This is a genomic window from Chryseolinea lacunae (genome assembly GCF_016735595.1).
Classification (GTDB): Bacteria; Bacteroidota; Bacteroidia; order Cytophagales; family Cyclobacteriaceae; genus Chryseolinea; species Chryseolinea lacunae.
Genome location: NZ_JAERRB010000001.1, coordinates 217,448 through 240,547 on the forward strand (window position 1 = coordinate 217,448; position 23,100 = coordinate 240,547).

A 23,100-nucleotide genomic window follows, 5' to 3' on the forward strand; every position below is an offset into this window, starting at 1 on the left:
GAATCATTATTTTGACTCCCGAGTCTCATTACCCCTAAACGTATCCCTTCTCACATGAAACGATGTTTACCCTTCTTGCTGGCTGTGGTGGCCATGGCCTGCACAACGCCACCGCCGTCTTCCGATCGCACACTCTATAAATGGATTGACGACGAGTGGGCCTTCCGGATGAAAGAATCTCCCCTCTTTGCTACCTACAACGGCGACACCACACAAGGCAACAAGCTCGACACGTTTCGCCCTGAAGACATTGCCCGTCGTGAAAAATTCTATGGCGATCTCCTGCAGCAAATCAGCCACTATGATCGCACGTCGCTGGTCGCCGAAGACCGTGTGAACTTCGACCTCTTCCGCTTCTATGTGCAGGATGAGGTGGACTATTACACCTACAAAAGCTATCGCATTCCCATTCTTGCCGACGACGGCTTTCACATCAGCTTTGCGCAGCTACCATCATCGTTGCCCTTCTTCACCGAAAAAGATTACCTCAACTACATCGAACGTCTGAAAGCCTTTCCCGCCTATGTTGACCAGAACGTGCACTGGATGAAGATGGGCCTGGCCGACGGATTCACCATGCCCAAGGTGGTGCTCAACGGCTATGAGGTCACCATCAACTCACACATTGTTGCCGACGCCGAACAAAGCGTTTTCTTCAAGCCATTCAAAAACATACCGGCCAGCTTCACACCCGAAGCGAAAGACAAACTGATTGCCGCCGGAAAAGAAGTGATCCTCGCCAGCGTGGTGAAAGGCTATCAGTCCTTTCTCGATTTCATGACGAAAGAATACATTCCGCACTGCCGCGAAACCATTGGCGCATCGGCCCTGCCGGGTGGCGACAAGTATTATGCAAACCGCATCCACTACTACACCACCACCGACATGACGGCCGAACAGGTGCACGAACTTGGCTTGAAAGAAGTGGCGCGCATCAAAGGCGAAATGCAGGAGGTGCTCATGCAGGTGAACTTCAAAGGCGACCTCGCGGCGTTCATCAAATTTCTGCGCACCGATCCGCGCTTCTATCCCAAAACAGCAGAAGAGTTGTTGAAAGAAGCTTCGTTTATCGCAAAGAAAATGGACAACAAATTGCCGTCGCTATTCGGCAAGCTGCCACGTCAACCCTATGGCGTAGTGCCGGTGCCTGAACATCTGGCACCCAAGTACACGGCGGGCCGTTATTCCGGATCGCCACGCAAAAGCGCAGAGGCGGGCCACTACTGGGTGAACACCTACAACCTGCCCAGCCGGACACTCTACACCCTCGAAGCCCTCACGCTTCATGAAGCCGTGCCAGGCCACCATTTACAGATCGCCCTAACCCAGGAACTGGAAGAACTTCCCAAGTTTCGTCAGCAGCTTTATGTGAACACGTTTGGAGAAGGTTGGGGATTGTATTCCGAATGGCTGGGTCTTGAAGCGGGTTTCTACACCGATCCCTATTCAAACTTCGGACGCCTCACCTACGAAATGTGGCGTGCTTGTCGCCTTGTGGTCGACACCGGCATTCACACCAAAGGCTGGACGCGCCAACAGGTGATTGACTACCTCGCGTCGAACACAGCGCTCTCCCTCCACGAATGCACCACCGAAACCGACCGCTACATTTCGTGGCCGGGCCAGGCCCTTGCCTATAAAATCGGCGAACTCAAAATCAAAGAACTTCGCAAAAAAGCCGAGCACGCCCTCGACGAAAAATTTGACGTCCGCGCCTTCCACGACGTGGTGCTGAGCCAGGGCACCGTGACGCTCCCCATCCTCGAAGACATGGTGAACGAACACATTCAACAAGCGCAGAAAAAATAACCGCGGACCAAAAACAAAAGAGGCCCCGACATGTCGGGGCCTCTTCGCTTCTTTATTAAACTTTACTCCTTTATTCATATCTCAACGATTCCACCGGATTAGAACGCGCAGCTTTGATAGACTGATAGCTCACCGTAAGCCATGCCAACAAAATAGCCGCCAGTCCACTGAAAACCAGAATGAGCGGATCCACCGGGATGCGATAGGTGAAGCTTTGCAGCCATTGATTTGAAACATACCAACCCACAGCAGCTGCAGGCACAAAGGCGATGAGCACCAGCTTGGTAAATTCTTTCGACAACAACACCGTGAGGCTGAACACCGTTGCGCCCATGGCTTTGCGTATGCCAATTTCTTTTGTGCGCTGTTCAGACGTGAAGGCCGCCAAGGCAAATAATCCTAACGATGCAATGAAGATGGCCAGCGCCGAGAAGATGCTGAAAATATTGCCCATGCGCTGCTCGGCACGGAACAACTCGTCAAAATTTTCGTCAAGGAAAGAATACTCCAGGGGTTCGTTGGTGGAATGTTCCTTCCAGAGTTTCTCCAGCGTCGCCACTACCGTTTTCGGGCTACCTTCATAACGAATCAGGAGGTTGTCCGAATCCTTTGTGAGCCGTATGGACAGCGGGCGCACTTCTGTTTTGAAGGATTCGAAATTAAAATTCTTCACTACGCCGATCACTTTTAAACGCTTTGTGGTGACGCCGTTGTCATCACCGTTGAACAGGATTTCTTCTTCCAGCGGATGCTCAAATCCAAATTCACGCACGGCCGCTTCGTTGAGCACGATGGCCATGGTGTCGCTGGGGAAATCTTTGGAAAAGTAGCGACCTTCTTTCATCTCGAATTTCATCACGTCCATCTGATCGTGATCGGCAAAATACAAGCCCATGATGTGGTCTTGTTCCGAGCCGGCCGATTTGAATACCGTGGTGTTGTTTACGCCAGGAAAATTATTATTGGTGAAGCTGAGTTTCGCCACACCCGTTTGCTGGGCCAGCGCATTTTTGAACGCTTCCTTGTTGGTGCCCAGGCGGCCGGTGCTTTGCAGCACGATAATATTATTCTTGTCGATGCCCAGGTTCTTTTCCTGCATGTATTGAATTTGCTGATACACCACCATGGTGAAGATGATGAGGAAAATGGACAGCGCAAACTGAAATATCACCAGGAAGCTGCGCACGCCTTTGGTTTTCATGCCGGCGCGCACTTTGCCTTTCAACACCTCCACCGCGTTGAACGAGGTGAGGTAGAATGCCGGATAGCTTCCCGCAACAATGCCTACAAAAATCACAAGCGCCACAATGGCACCAACCAATTGCGGACTGGCCAGCGCTTGCATGTTCATCACTTTTCCACTCAACAGGTTAAACGCCGGCAGCAGAAAATAGCAAGCCACCAACGCCAGCACCACCGCCACAAGACTGTAGAGCACGGACTCCGCAAGAAACTGACCGATCATCTGACCGCGAAGCGAGCCCAGCGTTTTGCGTAGCCCTACTTCTTTTGCTCTTCCCGCAGAACGGGCCGTGGAAAGGTTCATAAAATTGATGCACGCAATGAGGATAATAAATGCACCGATGCCCCCAAAGAAATAAATGTAGGTCACGTTGCCACCGGGTTCCAGCGAATCCTGTGTGGTGGCCCGCAAGTGGATGTCTGTTATTTTTGTGGAGAAATAGCCATACGCACCGCCCTGTTCTTTCATTTGTTTAATGGTGACACCCATAAACTTTTCAAGCTCGGGGCCGATGTATTTTTCTACCAGGTTTTCATATTTCTTATTCACGTCTTCCACATTGGCATTGGGTTGCAACAGGAAGTAGGTATACATGAAGTTATTGAGCCAGATGCCGTTCTTCAGATTTTCGTTCGACACGGACGAGAGCAGCACATTAAAATGTACGTGTGAGTTTGACGGCGCGTTGGCCGCGATGCCCGTTACCTTGAATGTTTTTTTGTCGTCGCCAATCACCATCAGTTTTCCCATGGGCGATTCGGTTCCGAAATATTTCTTCGCCATGTCTTCGGTGAGCACCACGGTGTTGGGTTCTTTCAAAGCAGTTTTCACATCGCCTTCGAGCAGCCGGAAGCTAAAGAATTCGAAGAAGTTGGAGTCGGCAAAGAACACGCGTTCTTCGGTAAACACTTTCTCTTCATATTTCAGCACAGGCTTTCCAAAACGTGGCGTGATGCGGGTGGACGCTTCCACTTCGGGAATCTCCGTGGCCATGGCGTTGGCCAGGGGTGGGCAGGTGTTGGAGGTGCGCACATCCTGGCCTCCAATTTTGCCATGCAAGCCGGCCTGATAGATGCGGTCGGCCTTTGCATGAAAAGTATCGTAGCTCAATTCGTCTGTGATATACAGAATGATGAGCAGGCACGCCGTGATCCCCGCGGTCATGCCGAGGATGTTGATGGCGGAAAAGAACTTGTGCTTCAGGATATTCCTGACGGCGACTTTAAAATAATTTTTGAACATACGATATGAAAGGGTTACTAGGGTTATCCGCAAGGGCAAGCATGGCTCGCCGGGTTTTGGGTGGTGTAGGATCAGACGTTTTTACACGGCCTGATGTTACACATACCCATCGTTTTATTGCTTCTTGTTTTTCAAGTCTCCTTCTCCCCCAACCATCCGGGTCATTCCACCCGCAGAGTATTCACAGGGTTCATCTTCGCCGCGCCCAACACCTTGTAGCCAATGACCACGGCCGACACGAAGAACAACAGAAACACAGACACGGCTACCGTCACACTCGTCATGGGGAGATAATATTTCCAGATGCTGCCCATAAGCGCATCCACGCCGAAGTAGCTCGCCGCCGATCCCAGCACCGACGCAACAACCAGGATGACAACAAATTCCGTGTTGATGATGCGTGTGATGTTTGACACCGACGCGCCCAGCACTTTACGGATGCCGATCTCCTTCATTTTCTTTATGATGTTGAGCGACACCAGCGTGAACATGCCCGTGGCCGACAGCAACATCGCCACCACACCGAGAAAAGCAAAGATCTTCACAATGTTGTTATTGACCGTGGTCGCCTCCACGGTGACCTCGTTGATGAAGCGACCGTTATAGAGCCGGTTGGGGAACACTTCTTTCCAGGAGCTTTCCATGGTTTTGTTGATGTCTACCAATTTATCGGTGGGGCCGTTCACCACCACGTGGGTGTATTGGTCGGGGCCGATGTAGCGCATCATCATGGGTTCCATTTCGTCCCACAGGCCGTTGGTGTATACGTCTTTCACCACACCCACCACATAGAGTTTCACGGTGTCCATCCAAACGATTTCCTTGCCAATGGCTTTGTCCCAGCCAAAGTCTCTCACCAGTCGTTCGGAAACAATGACAGCTTCTTTCTTGTCGTTCTCCGAATCTTTGATGAAGTCGCGGCCTTCGGTGATGTGAAGGTCCATGGCGGCGATGTAGCCATCGCCCACGTTAAGAATGTCTACGTCTTTTTGTTGTGATTCGTATTTGATAGGATCGTTATAGCCCGACGAAAAAAGGCTGTGTTGCGAACCGGCTACTGCGCGGATGTCTTTGTTTTGCTGGATGGCATTGCGATAGGTTTCGAACTCCGACTGGTTGCTCACGTAGGCAATGATCACGCTGTTGGGATTAAAGCCCAGATCGAAGTCGCGCTGATAGTTGGAGTTTTGATAGAACGCGATGGCAAAGATGATGGCGATAAGCGAAATGGAATACTGCAACGCCAGCAACACGCGTGTGAAATAGTTGGTGCCACCAAATTTGAGTTTACCCTTCAGAATGCTCACCGGCTCAAAATGACTGATGTAGAACGCCGGATAACTTCCCGCCACCAGGCCGGTGAAGAACAGAATGCCAATGAGAAACAACAGAAACGATGGGTTGTCGAAATAGTGCGAGGTGAGTTTGATGTCTTCCCATAAAGCATTCCACGAATCCAGCAACACTTCACCCATAAACAGTCCCAACACCAACGCGATGAAACAAATGAACATGGTCTCGCCCAGAAATTGCACAATGAGCTGGCTGCGCAAACTTCCCATCACTTTGCGGATGCCGATCTCTTTCAACCGTCGCGACGAAATGGCGATGGCCGTGTTGGTCATGTTGAAGCACGCGATGAGCAGGATCAACACCGCCATGATGACGGGACTGACCACCGCCGCCGGCGGACTGGAAGGCCACAACCTCGACCATGTGTCGTTGCTGCGGTCGCGGTTGGCCATGCCCACAAACGGATCGAGCACAAATTCTTTGATCACAAAATCCTCGCGCACTTTGTTGTTGTTTTCGGTATAGGTCTGGAGCTGCTTTTGCACGGTGGCAACGCGGGCAGGATCGGCAATTTCCACGAACAGCATGTCGCGGTTTTTCCAATCGTTTTCCTTCATGTTCTTGTCGTCGTCATACACGTTGTCGAAGTGCATGTAGGCATTTTCGCGGAAGCTCGAGTTGGCGGGTTGTTTCCTGAACACGCCTCCCACTTCCACTTCTTTGGTGTCGGCGCCGTTGACCTGCGTGAGCATCTTGCCCACCGCGTCGGTGGTTCCAAAAAGCTTGATGGCCATTTCGTCACTCAACACCACTTTCGATTTGTCTTTGAGTGCGGCCGGACTGCCGTTAATAAATTCGAAGCTGAACATGTCGAACAGCTCCGGGTCGGCATAAGCCAGACCGGCGCGGAAAATATTGTCTTCTACTTTAAAGTCGGAAAAGGACCACCACATGCGCATGGTCTTGTCCACGTCGGGTATGTTCTGGCGAATCACGGCACCCAGGGGAAGCGGCGCGTGTCCATAGAGGGTACTCTTCTTTTCAAATTCGCGTACGGAGCTCACGCGGTAGATCTTCGGGGCATTGACGTGGTGGGCATTGAACCGGGCGTCGTACTCCCAGTTGAAATAAGCCACAATGCAACAGGCGATGGCGATGCCCATGCCAAACACGTTGATGACGATGAACATCTTGTTCTTCATCATGCTTCGAAGGGTGATGCGTAGAAAATTTTTGATCATGCAGGGTTTTATTTTTTTCAGATGTCAATAAGACTCTCTATCATCGGCATAGGTTGCATCCCCAGTGTCAACAAATATGCCAGCCCGAACATGTGCGTATTTGAGCAACGAAAAGGGATCGCTGCCCGGACAATGTTCAAAAGTGTACAGTGATGTCCGGTTAAGTTATGCAAGATGCAACATCGGTGTCATGACCATGCTGACCCAAGGCGGGGGAAATGAAAAACCAAAAGGCTTAAAAAAAGAAAACCCGATGAATGACTCACCGGGTTTTGCAGTATTTTAAAACACGCCTGGCGTTTCTTCTGACCGCCACAATCGCGTTGCCAGACGGCGTTTGTTTCTTAGATGTGGAACTGTTCCTTGATGTTCTCCGTCACCACTTTACCGTCGAAGAGGTTGATGATGCGGTGTGCATAGTTCGCGTCGTAGGGCGAGTGAGTCACCATCACGATGGTTGTTCCTTCTTCGTTCAACTGCGACAGGAGCTTCATCACTTCTTCGCCGTTGGCAGAGTCCAGGTTACCGGTAGGTTCATCGGCCAGGATCACTTTAGGTTTTGCTACGATGGCACGCGAGATGGCCACACGTTGTTGCTGACCACCCGAGAGCTGTTGGGGGAAGTGGTTTCTGCGGTGCATGATGTTCATGCGCTCCAGCACTTCTTCCACGCGTTGTTTTCTTTCGCTGGCTGGCACCTTCATGTAGAGCAAAGGAAGCTCAACGTTTTCGAACACGGTGAGTTCGTCGATGAGGTTAAAGCTCTGGAACACAAAACCGATCGAGCCTTTGCGCAGTTGTGCACGCTGACGTTCGGAGTATTTGGCCACTTCGTGTTCGCCGAAGTGGTACTCGCCACCCGACGGGTTGTCGAGCAAGCCCAGGATGTTCAGCAGCGTTGATTTACCGCAACCGGAAGGACCCATAATGGCCACAAATTCTCCCTCTTTGATATCGAGGTTGATATTGTTGAGGGCGGTGGTTTCTACTTCTTCAGTCGTGTAGACTTTTTCGAGGTTCTTGAGTTTGATCATGGCTGGTTATTTTCTAATGGATGATTAATGTTCGTATTTGGTTCTGACTTATTACTTCTTTTTTTTGCAAAGGTTACTGCGTTAGACAACAATTTGCTTTCAGATGTTACAATCGTGTCGTGAATTGTAGAACAACTTTCTAGTCGTTCAGCACAAGCACCTCGTTGGTGCCAAAGTTCTCATACGACGATGTAATCACTTTGTCGCCGGGTTTCAGGCCTTCGAGCACTTCAAAGTTTTCGGTGTTCTTGCGGCCCAGCTTCACATCGCGGCGCACGGCTTTGTTCTCGCCGTCGAGCACATACACCCAGTTGCCACCGGTGTCTTTGTAAAATCCGCCCACAGGCAAAAGCAGTTCTTCGGACGACTGTCCCAATTCTATTCTCAACCTCACCGACAAACCGCGGCGAATGCCTTGCGGAACCTCACCCACGAAATCCATATCCACATCGAACCTTCCGTTTATGATGGTAGGATAAATATACATGATCTGCAGGTTATAATCCTTATTGTTGAAGGTTGTTGTAGCGTGCAGGCCGGTGGTGATGCGGGGCAGATACAATTCGTCGATCGGCACCTTCACCTTATAGCTTCCCACCACATCCACCTGACCGAGGCGCTGGCCGGGGTTAACGTTTTGACCGGCATCCAATTGCGGACGCGACAGCTGGCCGTCGAGCGGGGCGCGGATCACGAGGTTGTCGAGGATCTTGCCCACCCCTTCCAGACTTTGGCTCATTTTCCGTTCGGAGAAGTTCATCTGCGTGATTTGGCGCTGACGGTCGAGCGAGTCGTTTTTATACACCTCGTAGGTGATCTTCTTGTTCTGCAAGTTGTATTTATAGTCCGCCTCTGTTTTTTCGAACTCTTGCTTAGAGATCAGCTTCTTTTCAAATAGTTGCTTCTGACGCTTGTATTGCGGCTCCAAAATTTGCAATTGACTTTCAATGAGCGCCAGCGTTTGACGTTGCTGCAGGTCGTTTTGGGTAATGCCCAAACGCGTTTCGCGAACACGGTTGATAGATTCGTTCAGCGAAGCTTCCTGCCCCAAGACGGTTAATTCACGGTTAAGGTTGCTCAGCTCCAGAATGACATCGCCGGCTTTCAGCATCGCGCCGCTTTCGGCCACCACTCGTTTGATGGTGCCGCCTTCCACAGCATCAAGATAAACCGTGCGGCTGGGTTCAACCACGCCGGTTTGGGGGATAAATTCCTGGAACACACCGCGCTTCACATCGGAGATGGTGATCTTCTCCTTGTCGATTTTGAGCGTCGATCGCCGGTCGGCAAAAATGAATTGATAGCCAACGAATCCTACGAAGAGAGCAATTCCGCCGTAGGTGGCGATACGTTTAACGGTCCAGGTCTTCTTCTTAATTTGCTTGTCCATTCTGTCTAATTAAAAATTTCAGGGTTTTCGTGAGCGGGCAAGGGTGCGGCAGTTTGAACACCTTCGCTTCACCGGGTCACGTTCATGGCTGCTGAATGCCAACAAGTGTGCCAACCACGGGAAGGCCTTTTTTGAAGTCCTTTTCAGGATCGAGGTGTTCATTTCTCGTTCACATGTGAACGTGTCTGTCCGCATTCGAACGCAAAATCACTCACAAATGGCTATTTTTAGCAAAATTGGCCGGAATTGGGTTTCGGTATGGCCTTTGCCCATTAGCGGACAGCTGTGTTTGTAAATGATACAGTTTTTAGGCCTAAAACGTAAACTTGAATGGAACAGAAACAAGGAAAAATTCTCATTGTAGACGATAACGAAGATCTTCTGAAAGCCGCCAAAATGCACCTGAAGCGGCACTTTGCACAAGTCGACATCGAAAAGAATCCCGAGGCCCTGCCCGCCCTCATGAACAACGAGGACTACGACGTGATCCTGCTCGACATGAACTTCACCAAAGATGTGAGCAGCGGCAGCGAAGGCTACTACTGGCTGGAACGTATCCTCCAGCTCGATCCGTCGGCCGTGGTGGTGCTCATCACCGCCTATGGCGACATTCAAATGGCCGTGAAAGCCATCAAAGCCGGCGCTACCGACTTTGTTTTGAAACCCTGGGAGAACGAGAAGCTCCTGGCTACCCTCTATTCCGCCATGCGCCTGCGCGAATCGCGCGACGTGATCGAAAGCCTGAAAATCAAAAACCACGAAATCAACCAGGCCCTCAACGACCGCTACAGCGAAATCATCGGCCAGAGCTCGGCCATGCAAAAGATATTTCAAACCATTGACCGGGTGGCCAAGACCGACGCCAACGTACTCATCCTTGGCGAGAACGGCACAGGCAAAGAACTGATCGCCCGCGCCATCCACCGGAACTCATCGCGAAAGAGCGAAAACTTTGTAGGGGTCGATCTCGGGTCGATCACCGAGACCTTGTTTGAAAGCGAACTGTTCGGCCACAAGAAAGGCGCCTTCACCGATGCCAAAGAAGATCGCGCCGGGCGATTTGAGCTCGCCAACAACGGCACACTGTTCCTCGACGAAATCGGCAACTTATCTATGCCACTGCAGGCCAAGCTGCTCACCGTGTTGCAAAACCGGAAAGTGAGTCGTGTTGGTTCAAACAAAGACACACCCATCGACATCCGTCTTATCTGCGCCACCAACATGCCGCTCTATGACATGGTGAAAGAGAACCGCTTTCGTCAGGATCTTTTATATCGCATCAACACCATCGAGATCGAGATCCCTTCGTTGCGCGATCGCTTCGAAGATATTCCGTTGCTTGCCAACCATTTTCTGAAACACTACGCCACCAAATACGACAAGCCCGTTACCAAGATCAGCGAAGGTGCCATGTCGCGCATGCACAAACATCCGTGGCCCGGCAACATCCGCGAGCTGCAACATTCCATCGAACGTGCCATCATTCTCAGCAGCAGCAACGTGTTGCAACCCGAAGACTTCAACTTCTCGTCTACTTCTGCTTCGAAAGACGAAAGTCAGCTGAGTTTGGAGCAATACAATCTGGAAGAGGTGGAGAAACTGCTCATCCGCAAAGTGTTGAAAAAGTATAACGGCAACATCACGCAGGCGGCATCGGAGCTTGGTTTGACCCGGTCGTCGCTCTATCGTCGTTTGGAAAAGTATGGATTATAAGTAAGGTATAGCGCCCTTTTTGCGCGATCTGTGGTGGTTATTGTCTATGTATACCGGATTTCCGGTAGCATCCGCCGGGGGACTTGCGGTTCTTCACCGCTTGTTCCGTCTCCGAAAATGCCCTATCTTCAGAGAGCATCCCAGGTCAGCCATTAACTATTACCCATGTAAGAATTGGCTGTGATCTTCTAAAAAGGAAGGTTTCCTTTCTATTCTATTTGTATCGTTTAAAACAAAACAATTAGTTATGAAAAAAACTACAACTGTTATTGCGCTCATGTTTTTTGCTACCGTTGGTGCGTTTGCCCAAGGTGTAAGCGGCGGTCTTAAAGCCGGCTTGAACCTTTCGAACGCCACTTTTTCATCGGACGGCTTCACCGCAAGTCCCAGCATGCTCCCCGGTTTTCACGCTGGTGCTTATTTGACAGCCATGTTCTCTGAACATCTCGGCGTGCAACCTGAGTTGCTGTACTCAGGCCAAGGCTACAAATCAGGAGACGAGAAGTACAAGCTTAATTACATCAACATTCCCGTGTTGGTTCGCTACAACGTGAACGACATTGTAAGCTTCCATGCAGGTCCTCAAATTGGTATCTTGGCTTCTGCAAAAGTTAAAGATTCTTCAGGCAGCGTTGACATTAAAGATACTGCAAAGAGCAGCGATGTAAGCATTGCAGCAGGCGTTGGTATCGACCTTCCTATCAAACTCAACTTCTCTTTCCGTTTTGTGAAAGGCTTGAGCAACATTGCTAAAGATTCTGGTGATGATTTCAGCGTTAAAAACTACGCGCTGCAATTCTCTGTAGGGTACAAACTTTTCGGCAACTAAGCCATCCCGCAGAGTCTAAATACAAAAGCCGTCTCGATCCAATCGGGACGGCTTTCTTTTTCTATCGGTATGCAATGCTTTCCGCTCCTACTCCGCACGTTTTTAATGAGTGTGCCCTCGTAGACGCTGCGATCATGGTTGAGTGCTAAAACCGCAACGTAAAAACCGTCTCCACATCCGGTTCCGAGACCACTGTGATCGACCCATTGTGCATCTGCATGATCTGTCGCGACAAACTGAGTCCAATACCCGAGCCTGAGCGTTTCGTGGTGTAGAACGGAACAAAAATATGCTCAAGCGCCTCTTTGATGATGCCCGAACCGTTGTCTCGTATTTCTATTTTCACCACGTTCTCGTCATAGCTTCCCGTCATTTCAAGACGCGGGTTTTCTGTTTCGGCCAATGCTTCAATGGCGTTCTTCAACAAATTGATAAGCACCTGTTCGATCATCTCCACGTCGGCCTGAATGGTCAGGTATTCCGACGCGCAGGTAACCTGAAAGTTGATGTGTGTTTTTTTCAGCTCCGTCTTCATGAGCTGTGCCACGTGTTCAATCAAATCTTTGAGGCGCACCGTAGCCATTTTGGGTTTGGGCAAAGATGTGTATTCGCGATAGGCATCGATAAATTTGATGAGCCCGCGGCTCCGGTTTTCGATGGTGCTCAACCCCTCGCGCAAATCTTCGGCGCCTTCCTGCTGCAACTGGTAGTGGTCGTCTTTCTTCTCCATGTCGTGATCCAGAATTTCGCGCAGCGTTGACGTGAGCGACGAGATGGGCGTGATGGAGTTCATGATTTCGTGACGCAACACACGTGTCAGGTTTTGCCAGGCTTCCAGTTCCTGCTTTTGCAATTCGGGCTGGATGTTCTGCAACGTCACCAGCTTCACGTCTGTGCCGCGGATGCGCAACTCGGTGGCCTGAATGGTGAGGTAAAGTTCGTTGCTGCCTTTATATAATTCGCCCTTGCCCGGCTCCACGCTGTTGATGGAGTGATAAAGCTTTGGGTCGATGGTGATGAGTTCGTGTATGTTTTTGATGTTGGTGATGCCCATAAACTTTTTGGCGTTGGCATTCACCAGCTGCACGTTGCCTTCGGTGTCGAACGAAAGAATGCCGGTGCGCACCTGTTGCACCACCGTGTTCAGGTATTGGCCGTGCTCCTCCTTTTCGGAGCGTGCTTTGCGAAACGCTTCCAGCACTTCGTTGAAGGCGATGTTCAGATCCTTGAAAGACTGCCCCAGCTTGTTGTCGGACGCGAAGCCTGAAATAAAATCGGAATACTTCACCGACTCCAGAAAGCGTGTGAGCTTCCGGTTGGTCTGGCTCACAAAACGAAAAATTTCCGTGAGCTGGAGAACAATGATGATGCCCGTGAGCATGGCCGCAAACAGCATGTTGGGTCGTGTCACCATATACATGAACAGCGCCATGGTGAGTCCGAGCAAGATCACCCGCAAGATGACGCGGGTTCTGAAGTCATTAAATCCGAAGTTCAAAGGTCTCTCCTTTTCAAGTTTCCGCTTTCAAGTTCACAGTTTCGGAGGTGTAAAACAAACGCCACAGGTCCGCAAGCGTTCAGCAACGCCTGCGACATTTCTTTCGCGTCATCCTATACCAGGCCTACGCCCCGGGGCTTCTTCAATCAACCCCTGGCCTATTCATAGCGCAAGCTCTTCACAGGGTCGTTTGCAGCGACTTTAAAGGAATGGTAGGAAATGGTGATCAGCGAAATGGCCAGGCAGATGATGGCCGCCAGGATCAACGTCACAAAGCCCACGTCTACGTGGTAGGCATAGTTGCTGAGCCATTGCGTCATAATATACCAGCCCGCCGGACAGCCCACACACGCGGCAATAGCAACCAGCACGGTGAACTCCCGGCCCATAAGCTGCACCAGGCTTGACATGGAGGCGCCCAGCGCTTTGCGTATGCCCAGCTCTTTGGTGCGACGCTCGGCAGAGAAGGCTGAGAGGCCAAACAAGCCCAGGCACGAGATGAAAATGGAAAGGATGGCCAGCGTGTTAAACACTTTTCCGCGCTGGGCTTCGGGTTTGTAGAAGTCTTCCCAGTTCTGGTTCAGGAACGTGTATTTGAAGGGATAGCCGGGTGCATAAGCTTTCCAGAGATCTTCTGTGGAGCGCAGCCCCGCCTCTACTTCCTGCGGTTTGAGGCGCACCAAAAGACAATAGGTTTCTTTAACATCCATGCGCAGAATGAGCGGGTCCACGGCGGTGTGCAGCGAGCCGAAGTTGAAATCTTTCACCACGCCCACAATCTTGCCCTTGCGATCCCACATGGTGAGATCCTGGTCGGTAGCACCTTCTTTGAATCCCATTTTTTCAGCGGCCTTTTCGTTCACGATATAGTTTGCCGTGTCGGTCACGCGGGTGCGATCAAACGGACGTCCATCCTTCATGGTCATCTTCATGGTTTGAATAAACTCGAAGTCAACGTTGATGTTGCTGAACAATATTTTCTCGTTCGGGTCCTTGCCTTCCCAGTTCACCCCCACCGTGGAGTTACCAATGTCGATGGGTAGCTGGCTGGCCGACGTCACGCTCTCAATGCCTGCCTTTGTCATGAGCTGGTTCCGGAATGTTTCAAGCTTCGGGCGCACATCGCCTTCCATCCACACGTAAATCACATTGGTGCGATCGAAGCCGATGTCGCGGTTTTGCATGAAGTTCATCTGGCGGAACACCACCGTGGTGCTGATGATGAGGATGATGGACATGGAGAATTGCACCACCACCAACACTTTCCGGAATGTGGCTGCCTTGCTGCCGCTTTTCAATTGCCCCTTCAGCACCTGCACCGGCTTGAACTCGGAGATGACCAACGCCGGGTAACTTCCGGCCACAAACGACGTGAACAGGATGATGGCCCCGAAGATGAGAATGATGCGGCCGTCGAGCAGGTTCAGGCTGAGCGCCTTGCCGGTGATTTCGTTGAACACGGGGATCAGCAAAAGGGAAATCATCAACGCAATGGCCGCGCTGAGACACACGGTCACAAACGACTCGCCCATAAATTGCTTGAACAACTGGCTGGGCACTGCGCCAATCACTTTCCGAAGCCCCACTTCCTTGGCGCGCTTGGTGGCCTGCGCGGTAGACAGGTTCATGAAGTTGATGCAGGCGATGAAGAGCACAAAGATGGCCACCACAAAAAAGATCTGCACATATTCAATTCTGCCACCCGCCTGTTGGCCGTTTTCAAAATCGCCATAGAGGTAGGCTTCTGCCAAAGGCTGAATGAACAGCGCCACATTGTTTTGTTCCTGGTGCGCTCCGATTTCGTCCTTGAATTTGGCCGCAAAATTTTCGCGATTGGTACCTTCTTTTAGTTGAATGTAGGTGCGTATATTGTTGTTGCCCCATTCGTGCAGCCAGGTATTTTCATCCCAGAACACTTCAAACGGCAACAGGTAGGCAAATTGCAACGATGAATTTTTGGGAAGATCTTTTATCACACCCGTCACCGTGAACGAAAGTTTTGTGTTCATCAGCAACACTTTGCCCAACGGCTCTTCGTCGCCAAAATATTTCTTCGCCATCGACTCCGTGATCACGATGGAGTTCTTGTCTTTCAAGGCCGCCGTCTGTTTGCCCTTCAAAAATGGAAAGCTGAACATCTCCACAAAATCCTGATCGGCATACCGCCCTTCCTCATAAAATATCTTGCCGTCGACTTGGAAAAGGTTGTTCACTTCCCACGTGAAGCGTGTAGCCTTCTCGATCTCGGGATACTTCTCTTTTATGAAGGGCGCCATTGGCCCGGGGGTTGACGCGAACGTGTAGATTCTGCCATCGGAATACTTCTGATTCTCCATGACGCGATATAGGCGGTCTACGTTGGCGTGAAAATGATCATATTCCAACTCATCGTTCACCCACAAAAAGATGAGCAACGCGCTACACATCCCGAAGGCGAGCCCCAGAATGTTGACGGTGGAGAACATCTTGTTTCTGAAAATATTCCGGACGGCGATGAGCAGATAGTTTTTTATCATGACAGCGGTTTTTGTTCAAAGACTTCGAATCCCCGGCAGGGTTGCATAAGGTACTCGTAAATACGGGATTGGTTACACCTCCCTCTACAAATCCACGATTTTCCCGTAAACACGGGGAGGCCTGCCTCAAACACTTGCACTCCAAATTTAACAGGAATGTCTTAACTCTAAAAAAGAACACCTCCACCGGGAGGTGTTCTTTGGTGACACGCCTGTTGCAACCTTTTCGCTACTTGCGCGTATCGGTCACTTCGTCAATCAGGTGAACAACATATTGTCGGTGCGCCTTCGTGGCCGCATCGGGAGATGCTGTTTTGGCCAGTGAGGTCTTGATGCGCGTCAGCTCCGAAAAAGCTTCGGCCTTGGCCACGTGGCTGTAGGATGAGTTGATGGCCTGAATGCTGGTGAGCCGGTTCACATATTCTGTTTGCAAATTCTGTCGCGCACTGCTCACGCTCTTTCCGAGGTCGTCTTTAAAGATCGCGTCGGTGAGGTCGGTGATGACTTCCGAAAGCTTGTAGGTATTTCCATAGAGTTCAGAATCCACAATGCGCTGCAAGGTGTTTTGATGCAGGAGGTGATCGAGCACATCGCGTTGCACGGCCAGGATGCGGTCGTGAATCTTGGGATCTTCGTTCGCGCCAAACAGGTTGAAGCCCCGGCGCTGCACCTGCAACATGGCATACAGCTCGCTGGTGCCTTTCAGCGCATCGGGACTAAAGCCATAACGATTCAAAAACGTCATGGCATCTTTTTGCTTTTGATAATTCACCGCTGCAAACGGCGCAGAGGCACCGGGTTGCCCCACCACCGAACGGTCCACATACACGCCACCGATCTGGCGACTCACAACCCGCAGCCCTATGCCGATTTCACTGGTCAGCACCAGATAGGCGTTGCGCACACCCTGATACGACTCGCCGGGTTTGGCAAATTTTTCCTTTAACTTAGGCAGGGTCAACGTCACCAGTTTCAGACGGTCCACGCTGTAGGCCAAAGGGTCGCTCGACATGTCGTCGATCATCACACGGGGGTCAATGCCTCTACCGGCTGTGCGCATGTCGTCGGCGTCGTTGCCAAACAACAAGGCATGATCGGCCGATTTCGAAAGCAGCTCCGCAAGGGCCTTCTGTTCTTCGCCCGCGCCAAATTCTCCATAGCCAAATTGAATGGCCCAATGATCGTAGGGTCCGGGGATCACATCATAATACAATCCTTGTTGTTTTGGATCAAGCGCTACGTTCACGTTGCTGTAGTCCATTACCGAACCGGTGAGGCCTGTTTCGCGACCGAGTTTTTCGTCGTTGATCTTCACGGGGTCGTGCAAGTTGCTGGCCTTCATGTTGTGGTTCAGGCCGAGCGTGTGGCCCACTTCGTGCAGCGTGAGCATATAGATGGATTGTTTCAGCAGTTCGTTTTCTTCGGCGGCGCCACGGTCGAGCGCGTTGATCACTTGCTTGCCCAGCATCACGGAGCGTTGCAGGTGCGATGCAAACGTGCAATAACGTCCTCCGCCTTTTGCGGCATCGTCTTGCAGAAAATCCATGGCGGCCGTTTCAAACAGCTGGCCTTCGCGCAGGCGGTTGGTGATAAACACATACTCCAGCATCACATCGGACCCGAGTATCTGCCCCGTGCGCGGGTTCACAAAGCTTGGGCCATAGCCGCCAAACTGCGGTGTGGGCGACGATGTCCACCGGATCACGTTATAGCGAATGTCGCCGGCATCCCAGTCGGCGTTGTCGGGTTGTTCTTTCACCACCACGGCGTTTTTGAAACCGGCTTTCTCAAAGGCCTTGTTCCACTCCAGCACGTCGTCGCGCACGTGTTGACGAATTTCTTTGGGCGTGGTGTTTTCGATCCACCACACAATGGGCTCCACCGGTTCGGACAGCGCCGCCGATGGATCTTTCTTCTTCAGAAACCAGCGATCGATCGGATCGCGATAGGGTGTAGCTTTGGCCGACGTCATGTCGGTTACTTGTTCCGAGAAAAAGCCTACGCGCGCGTCATCAAAACGCGGCTTGAAATCGTTTTGCGGAACCGCGATAAGACTGTTGCGTATCCGGATGCTCACAAACCGCGGATCGGTGAGGCTGGGGTTGCCGTAGTTCATAGGATAAGGATCTTCAAACACCAGCTCCGCGATGAAGTCGCTGTTCTGCGGATAATTTTTTATAGCTACGAATTTCGATTTCTCCTTGCTGAGGCTTCCGAGTTTGAATTGCTGCCCCGGCTTCTCTTCCGGATCGGGCGATGGCTTCACCTGCTCAAAAGCTTCGGCCAGAAAAAGCTTGTCGGCTTCCATCAGGAAACTGGAGTTGTCTTTGCTGACTGCGGCTATTTTTTCGGAATAGATGATGGGCACGTTTATGTTGGCCTCGGCGGCACGCGACAAAGCGTTGTCGGGACTGAAGTAGTATTGCGTGTTTTGCAAGGCAACTTCCAGTTTATCGAACCGTTTCGTGATCGTGAAAATTTTTCCATACCCATAAGCGCCACGAAACATATAGGAGCCTGCGGCAGGAGCATCGACGCCCTGCGAAAAATGAATAAACTCTTTTCCCAGTTGGGCTTTGGTCACTTCCAGGTAAACCTTTCCGTCGGTGGTATCCTGATAGACCGTGAAGAGGCCCGGATATTTTTTTGACTTCTTGGCGATGTCTTCAATTCGCTTGACTTCATCTTTCTTTTCTTCGTCGCTATTCTTATCGACTTTTGCGACTTCTTTCGAAGGCTTAGACTTGGGTTGAGCCTGTGCAACGGGCACCACGGCACAGGCAATTCCGAAGAGGAACATGGCCCGGAGGAAATCTTTTAAACGCATAGGTAATGAGGTTTTTTTGAAATTTTAAGATAGGGGTTTTGCGTCAGATTTGATATGACGTCCTGATCTAAAAAAATTCATCCACCACGTTAGGGCATGGATAAGAATCGGGACTACCGCATTCCAGGGATTTGCTTTGACCATTCAGCCTTTGACAGGAAGGGCATCATGTTTAAACGCCAACCGAAACCGGCAGCTCTACATAAAAAACAGTGCCCTTGCCCACAGCGGTTTCAAACCAGATGCGTCCCTGCATTTGTTCGATGGCTTGTTTGGCGATGGCAAGGCCCAGACCCGATCCCGATTTTTTTGTTGTGAAGTGCGAAAGAAAAATGCGCTCGGCCACCTGGGGTGCAATGCCCCTGCCGTTGTCGCGGAACGCAAGCCGGTAGGTATTTTCGTGTTGCGTCAGTTGAATCGTTACCCGAAGCGCATGCCCGGGCCGCGCCGCCTGAAACGCATTCAGGATCAGGTTGGAGAACGTGCGCCCCAGCAGTTGTTCATCGCCTTGTACAAAGGCCTCGCGAACGACGCTGTCGAAGTGAATGTCGCCCGACGACGCATGCAACACCACCGTGCGCTTCACCAGCGCCACCAGCTCCAGCCGTTGAATGACCGGCTCGGGCATTTTGGCAAACGTGCTGAACGACGACGCGATGTCGTTGAGCGTGTCCACCTGTGTGAGCAACGACGACACCGCCTTTTCTGTTTTCTCCGGGGTGTTGGTGCCCGCACCAACCGATCGCTCCAATTGCTGCAATGTGAGCTTCATGGGCGTGAGCGGGTTCTTGATTTCGTGTGCCACCTGCTGGGCAATTTCACGCCACGCAGTTTCACGTTGCGTCTGTTCCAGCTCCGCCTTGCTTTCGCTAAGCTTGAACAACATCTGGTTATACTCCTTCACCATCAACCCAATTTCGTCGTCGGCCTTCCAGGTGAGCGGCTGGTTCATTTTGGTGAGTGATGTGCGCTGCAACGATTGGGTGATGAACTTCAGCGGAAACGTGAGCCACCGCGAAACAAAATACGAGACAATTACCAGGGCAATAAAGATCAGTGCGAAGATGTTCAGGATGTTCGACACGAGGTTGATCTGCACACGTTCGAGCGAACTGGCCGATTGAAAAAACGGAATGCCCAGAATGCCCACCAGCTTGCCCGTGAGCGGTGCATTGAGCGGCGCATACGATACAAAATATTCAAGCTTGCCCACGCGCTCCGACTCGATCACCACACGGTCGCCTTTGTTGATCTTCTGCAACGCGCTGGCATTGATGTAGCGCGACATCAGGTTGTTTTCAAAAATGAGCGGTTGACTCGACGCCAGCAATTCGCCTTTCGCGCTAAACACGTTGGCGTCGAGGTTGGTGAGGCCGGCCAGTTCGCCCAGCTGGTGTTCGAAGGTGGTGGCGCTTTCGTTGCCGCCGTTCACGTAGCGGTCCAGTTGCACCGACAGTTGGGTGCTCACGGTTTCGGCGCGGCTCAGGTATTCTTCCACCAGTTGGTTTTGGGTGGAGCGGTTCGTCAGGTTCAGCGTGGTGGCGCTCACCAGAATGAGCGGGAGAAAAAACGAAAGGTTCAGCAACACCTGTATGCGAGCGGAGAAGTAGATTTTTTCGCCCTGAATATAGTTCGCGATGCCTTGTGCCATCAACAACATGAGGATGATGATCAGCCCCAGCACGAGCAGAAACGAAAAGTTAGACAACGCCAGCATCACCGGCGGCTGCTGCGACGACACCACGGCCACCCGGTTGTTTTGATACTCCTGCGCCGCGTGTGTGAACCCGTCGGAGCTTATCCCCTTTCGATACAGATCGGGTTCGCCCAGCCAGTCGCGGGGAAACGCTTGTGCATAGTTGAATTTTCCGGAGCTAAACAAAATCGCGTCCTCCGAAAACACAGCGTAGCTGATGTCTTGTGTGTGATAGAACTGCTGTGTCCGGTTGTCGACCAGCAGTTCGGGATACACGTTGTCGGGAATCAGTTTTTTCAACGAGAGGTCCAGCATCACATGTCCCAGCAGCGAGTTGCCCCGTTTGATGGGCGTCAGCACCAGGTATTTCTGGGTGACGTCTTTGGCCGGGCTGGTCACAAAATACACCCGCTCATAGTCCGTGCGAAAAGCATCCTGATCATAGATCCCGATCACCTGCGACAACGACGACGACGATCGGTTGTCGAGCGGCTCACCCCGTGAATTAAAAAGAAATATCTCTACATCATATTTATTGAAATAGCTGGGTAAAAACACCTGCCGTATTTTCTGACGGATCACATCGCGACTCAGAAACGGAACATTGATGCGCGATTGAATGAAGGCATCGTCTTCGATTTTCAACGACGTTTCCCGCAGCAGGTATTCTCCGAAATAGTCGCGGTCCACCAGAAAGTTTTCGGCAAACTTGAACTGGCTGCTGATTTTTTCCTGTCGTGTAAAATAATGAATGCCATACGCGCCGTTGGCCGACAGAAAGAAGATGGAAATGAAGAGGTAGGCAAATGTGGCAAAGCTCAACCGCCGGAGGCTGGCATAGAGCTTCATGAAATAGACCACCAGAAAATAGGCCGTACCCAAAATCAACGACGACATATAGGATTGTCCCGACAAAGCATTGATGCCCGCAAAAATAATTCCGGCAACAAAAAACGAACCCAGCACCCGCAGGGTGTTTCCATCGGCAATGAGCAGGCGCATGAACGCATGCCCAAAAAAGAACGAACACGTTCCCGCCAGCAACACAGCCAGCGTGGCCATCACCCTAAGCTTGTCGAACTGCAATGACTGCGAGATGTCGATGACGATGGACGAATTGTTATTGATGGTTTGAATAACCACAAACGGAAACAACGCCGCGAACAACACGCATACCCCTGCCACCACCGACAGCAACCATGCCAACACCTTGCGTTGATACATGAAGGGATAGCTCTTGAACCGTTGGTAGTTCCGGAAGGCATAGAAGCACAGCAACAGCAGCGCAAGCTCGTTCAGCAACAAATCGCCCAACGACGCATTCAACGTTGACGACGCAAACACTTTCGGGTTGAACAGATCCGTGGCGTATAGGCCATTCGGAAAATTGAACCGGATCATGAGAAAACGAAGACCGATCAAAAATCCATAGAGAAAAAGAAATGCGCCTTCGGGATAGGGAAGCAAGTCGAGCAGGCTATACACCAACGTCACCAGCAATAGAATGGCCGCGGCAATGAGCACGATGGCCACCACTTTGGGAGGATTGCGAAAAGGCTCCAGGCTGTCGAAGCCAATCTTGAACGGACATTGTCCCTCCACACACACCGGTGCGCCCATGCCCGAACCGGATTCATATACGGAGATGTCGCCCGACGGAAAGACGCGACGATTCCACCACGGCTCCAGGTAGTTATTGGTGATGCTGAACTTTCGCGACAGCGGGATGACGCCCACCAGGAACAACGCGTCGTTCACTTTCCACTTCCGGGCCAGGTAGTCGCCGTTGCCGCCCTTGAGCAGTCGCAGCGTGAATGCATCGGCCACCGACGCTTGTGATGGCACAAAGCTGTTGTCGGTCCACGAAAGCAGTTGTTGGGTGTCGTATACAAAGAAGGCAAAGCGTCGTCGCGAGGGCACATCGTGTGGTTCTTGTTGTGCCAGCGCGTCCAGCAACGCGGCGGCTTCCACATCCATGGCCTGCAATTCGTTTTGCAGACGATGTGCGATCGGTTCGGCTACCGCCTCGGGCGACACAGGCTGGTCTGAAAAATAGGCCGTCATCAACCCGGCGATGAACAACAGCAGACTGCCCGCAGAAAGTATGAGATACTTCGATTTCAAACGTCGATCGGAATGATGATCGATAAAGTTAAGAAATTACTTTGTTTGCGACAGCCGCGCATCGTATTTGATGCCGCCGAACAGGTAGAGATACACAATGCGCGAATAGCGATAGTTGAACGGCACCAGCAACAACATGCCGCCGATGCAAACCGATATGTAGACCATATCCGAAAATTCGCCGAGGCTGTAGAGCAAAAAACTGGCAAAGGCAATGAAGCCCACAGTAAAGCCGTAGCCCACATACATCGCGCCCTGGTAAAATCCGGGTTCAGGCTCCAGCCTAACCCCGCAGTGCGGACACAAAGTGTTCATCACGTTGAACCGCGTCAGGTTATGGATGGGGTATGTAAACAGGTTTCCCTCGCGGCAGCGTGGGCACTTACCGTGCAGCAGCGCCGGCAGATACTTCTTTTCGTGCATTCTTACTTGATTTATACCACAAGTATCCCAACACCATCACCGCCAGATACGGCATGGACAACAAGTAGAGAATGCCTGCATTGATGCCGGCCGCGATGCCTGGATTACCATTGGAGTAGTTGTTCTCCAACGTAGACCGGCACATGGCACACTGCGAAAAGGCCTGCACCGAGGTGAGGATCAAAAACGCGATACTGAGGATGGTTATTTTTTTCATGGCCG

Annotated in this window: 13 protein-coding genes; 3 read left to right on the forward strand and 10 right to left on the reverse strand. The window is 51.4% G+C overall.

Translation table 11 applies throughout. The features are described 5' to 3' along the window. Window positions 1-54 precede the first annotated feature (54 nt). The gene (locus tag JI741_RS00815; protein WP_202006703.1) at window positions 55-1,809 is read left to right on the forward strand and encodes a DUF885 domain-containing protein; all 1,755 of its coding nucleotides are present in this window, start codon (window positions 55-57) and stop codon (window positions 1,807-1,809) included. Window positions 1,810-1,879: 70 nt separating this feature from the next. Here the strand turns inward: JI741_RS00815 and JI741_RS00820 are convergent, their stop codons facing one another. From JI741_RS00820 to JI741_RS00835, 4 genes are all read right to left on the reverse strand, one after another. Beyond that, entirely contained in the window at window positions 1,880-4,294 is a 2,415-nt protein-coding gene (locus JI741_RS00820; RefSeq protein WP_202006704.1) for an ABC transporter permease, read from the reverse strand. Window positions 4,295-4,455: 161 nt separating this feature from the next. Then, window positions 4,456-6,828, reverse strand: a complete 2,373-nt coding sequence (locus tag JI741_RS00825; RefSeq protein ID WP_202006705.1) for an ABC transporter permease — start codon at window positions 6,826-6,828, stop codon at window positions 4,456-4,458. Window positions 6,829-7,172: 344 nt separating this feature from the next. Next, window positions 7,173-7,862 carry an ABC transporter ATP-binding protein gene (locus JI741_RS00830; RefSeq protein ID WP_073140006.1) on the reverse strand — a complete coding sequence of 230 codons (690 nt, stop codon included), beginning with the start codon at window positions 7,860-7,862 and terminating at the stop codon, window positions 7,173-7,175. A gap of 139 nt (window positions 7,863-8,001) precedes the next feature. Continuing rightward, on the reverse strand, window positions 8,002-9,252 hold the full coding sequence (locus JI741_RS00835; RefSeq protein ID WP_202006706.1) for an efflux RND transporter periplasmic adaptor subunit: 1,251 nt from the start codon (window positions 9,250-9,252) through the stop codon (window positions 8,002-8,004). A 330-nt stretch (window positions 9,253-9,582) separates the two neighbouring features. Between JI741_RS00835 and JI741_RS00840 the strand changes: the two genes are divergently transcribed. Together JI741_RS00840 and JI741_RS00845 are read left to right on the forward strand one after the other, a co-directional pair. Beyond that, window positions 9,583-10,965, forward strand: a complete 1,383-nt coding sequence (locus JI741_RS00840; RefSeq protein WP_202006707.1) for a sigma-54-dependent transcriptional regulator — start codon at window positions 9,583-9,585, stop codon at window positions 10,963-10,965. A gap of 247 nt (window positions 10,966-11,212) precedes the next feature. After that, entirely contained in the window at window positions 11,213-11,794 is a 582-nt protein-coding gene (locus tag JI741_RS00845; RefSeq protein ID WP_202006708.1) for a porin family protein, read from the forward strand. A 145-nt stretch (window positions 11,795-11,939) separates the two neighbouring features. Here the strand turns inward: JI741_RS00845 and JI741_RS00850 are convergent, their stop codons facing one another. From JI741_RS00850 to JI741_RS00875, 6 genes are all read right to left on the reverse strand, one after another. After that, a complete protein-coding gene (locus JI741_RS00850) occupies window positions 11,940-13,292 on the reverse strand; it encodes a sensor histidine kinase (protein WP_202006709.1) in 1,353 nt (450 codons plus the stop codon). A 158-nt stretch (window positions 13,293-13,450) separates the two neighbouring features. Continuing rightward, window positions 13,451-15,808: an ABC transporter permease gene (locus tag JI741_RS00855; RefSeq protein WP_202006710.1), complete on the reverse strand. Its 2,358-nt coding sequence runs from the start codon at window positions 15,806-15,808 to the stop codon at window positions 13,451-13,453. Between the two features lie 229 nt (window positions 15,809-16,037). Beyond that, a complete protein-coding gene (locus tag JI741_RS00860) occupies window positions 16,038-18,635 on the reverse strand; it encodes a zinc-dependent metalloprotease (RefSeq protein ID WP_202006711.1) in 2,598 nt (865 codons plus the stop codon). A 172-nt stretch (window positions 18,636-18,807) separates the two neighbouring features. After that, complete coding sequence (locus JI741_RS00865; RefSeq protein WP_202006712.1) at window positions 18,808-22,455, reverse strand: sensor histidine kinase; 3,648 nt, start codon at window positions 22,453-22,455, stop codon at window positions 18,808-18,810. A gap of 36 nt (window positions 22,456-22,491) precedes the next feature. Continuing rightward, window positions 22,492-22,878 (reverse strand): DUF983 domain-containing protein, encoded by a 387-nt coding sequence (locus tag JI741_RS00870; RefSeq protein WP_202006713.1) that lies wholly within the window; start codon window positions 22,876-22,878, stop codon window positions 22,492-22,494. After that, window positions 22,838-23,095, reverse strand: a complete 258-nt coding sequence (locus JI741_RS00875) for a hypothetical protein (RefSeq protein ID WP_202006714.1) — start codon at window positions 23,093-23,095, stop codon at window positions 22,838-22,840. Before JI741_RS00875 ends, JI741_RS00870 begins: the two co-directional genes overlap by 41 nt. Window positions 23,096-23,100 lie beyond the last annotated feature (5 nt).

Coding starts and splice junctions, on each gene's coding strand:
- JI741_RS00860 (WP_202006711.1), bottom strand. CDS start 18,635: ATGCGTTTAAAAGATTTCCTCCGGGCCATGTTCCTCTTCGGAATTGCC.
- JI741_RS00830 (WP_073140006.1), bottom strand. CDS start 7,862: ATGATCAAACTCAAGAACCTCGAAAAAGTCTACACGACTGAAGAAGTA.
- JI741_RS00815 (WP_202006703.1), top strand. CDS start 55: ATGAAACGATGTTTACCCTTCTTGCTGGCTGTGGTGGCCATGGCCTGC.
- JI741_RS00845 (WP_202006708.1), top strand. CDS start 11,213: ATGAAAAAAACTACAACTGTTATTGCGCTCATGTTTTTTGCTACCGTT.
- JI741_RS00840 (WP_202006707.1), top strand. CDS start 9,583: ATGGAACAGAAACAAGGAAAAATTCTCATTGTAGACGATAACGAAGAT.
- JI741_RS00855 (WP_202006710.1), bottom strand. CDS start 15,808: ATGATAAAAAACTATCTGCTCATCGCCGTCCGGAATATTTTCAGAAAC.
- JI741_RS00825 (WP_202006705.1), bottom strand. CDS start 6,828: ATGATCAAAAATTTTCTACGCATCACCCTTCGAAGCATGATGAAGAAC.
- JI741_RS00835 (WP_202006706.1), bottom strand. CDS start 9,252: ATGGACAAGCAAATTAAGAAGAAGACCTGGACCGTTAAACGTATCGCC.
- JI741_RS00875 (WP_202006714.1), bottom strand. CDS start 23,095: ATGAAAAAAATAACCATCCTCAGTATCGCGTTTTTGATCCTCACCTCG.
- JI741_RS00820 (WP_202006704.1), bottom strand. CDS start 4,294: ATGTTCAAAAATTATTTTAAAGTCGCCGTCAGGAATATCCTGAAGCAC.
- JI741_RS00870 (WP_202006713.1), bottom strand. CDS start 22,878: ATGCACGAAAAGAAGTATCTGCCGGCGCTGCTGCACGGTAAGTGCCCA.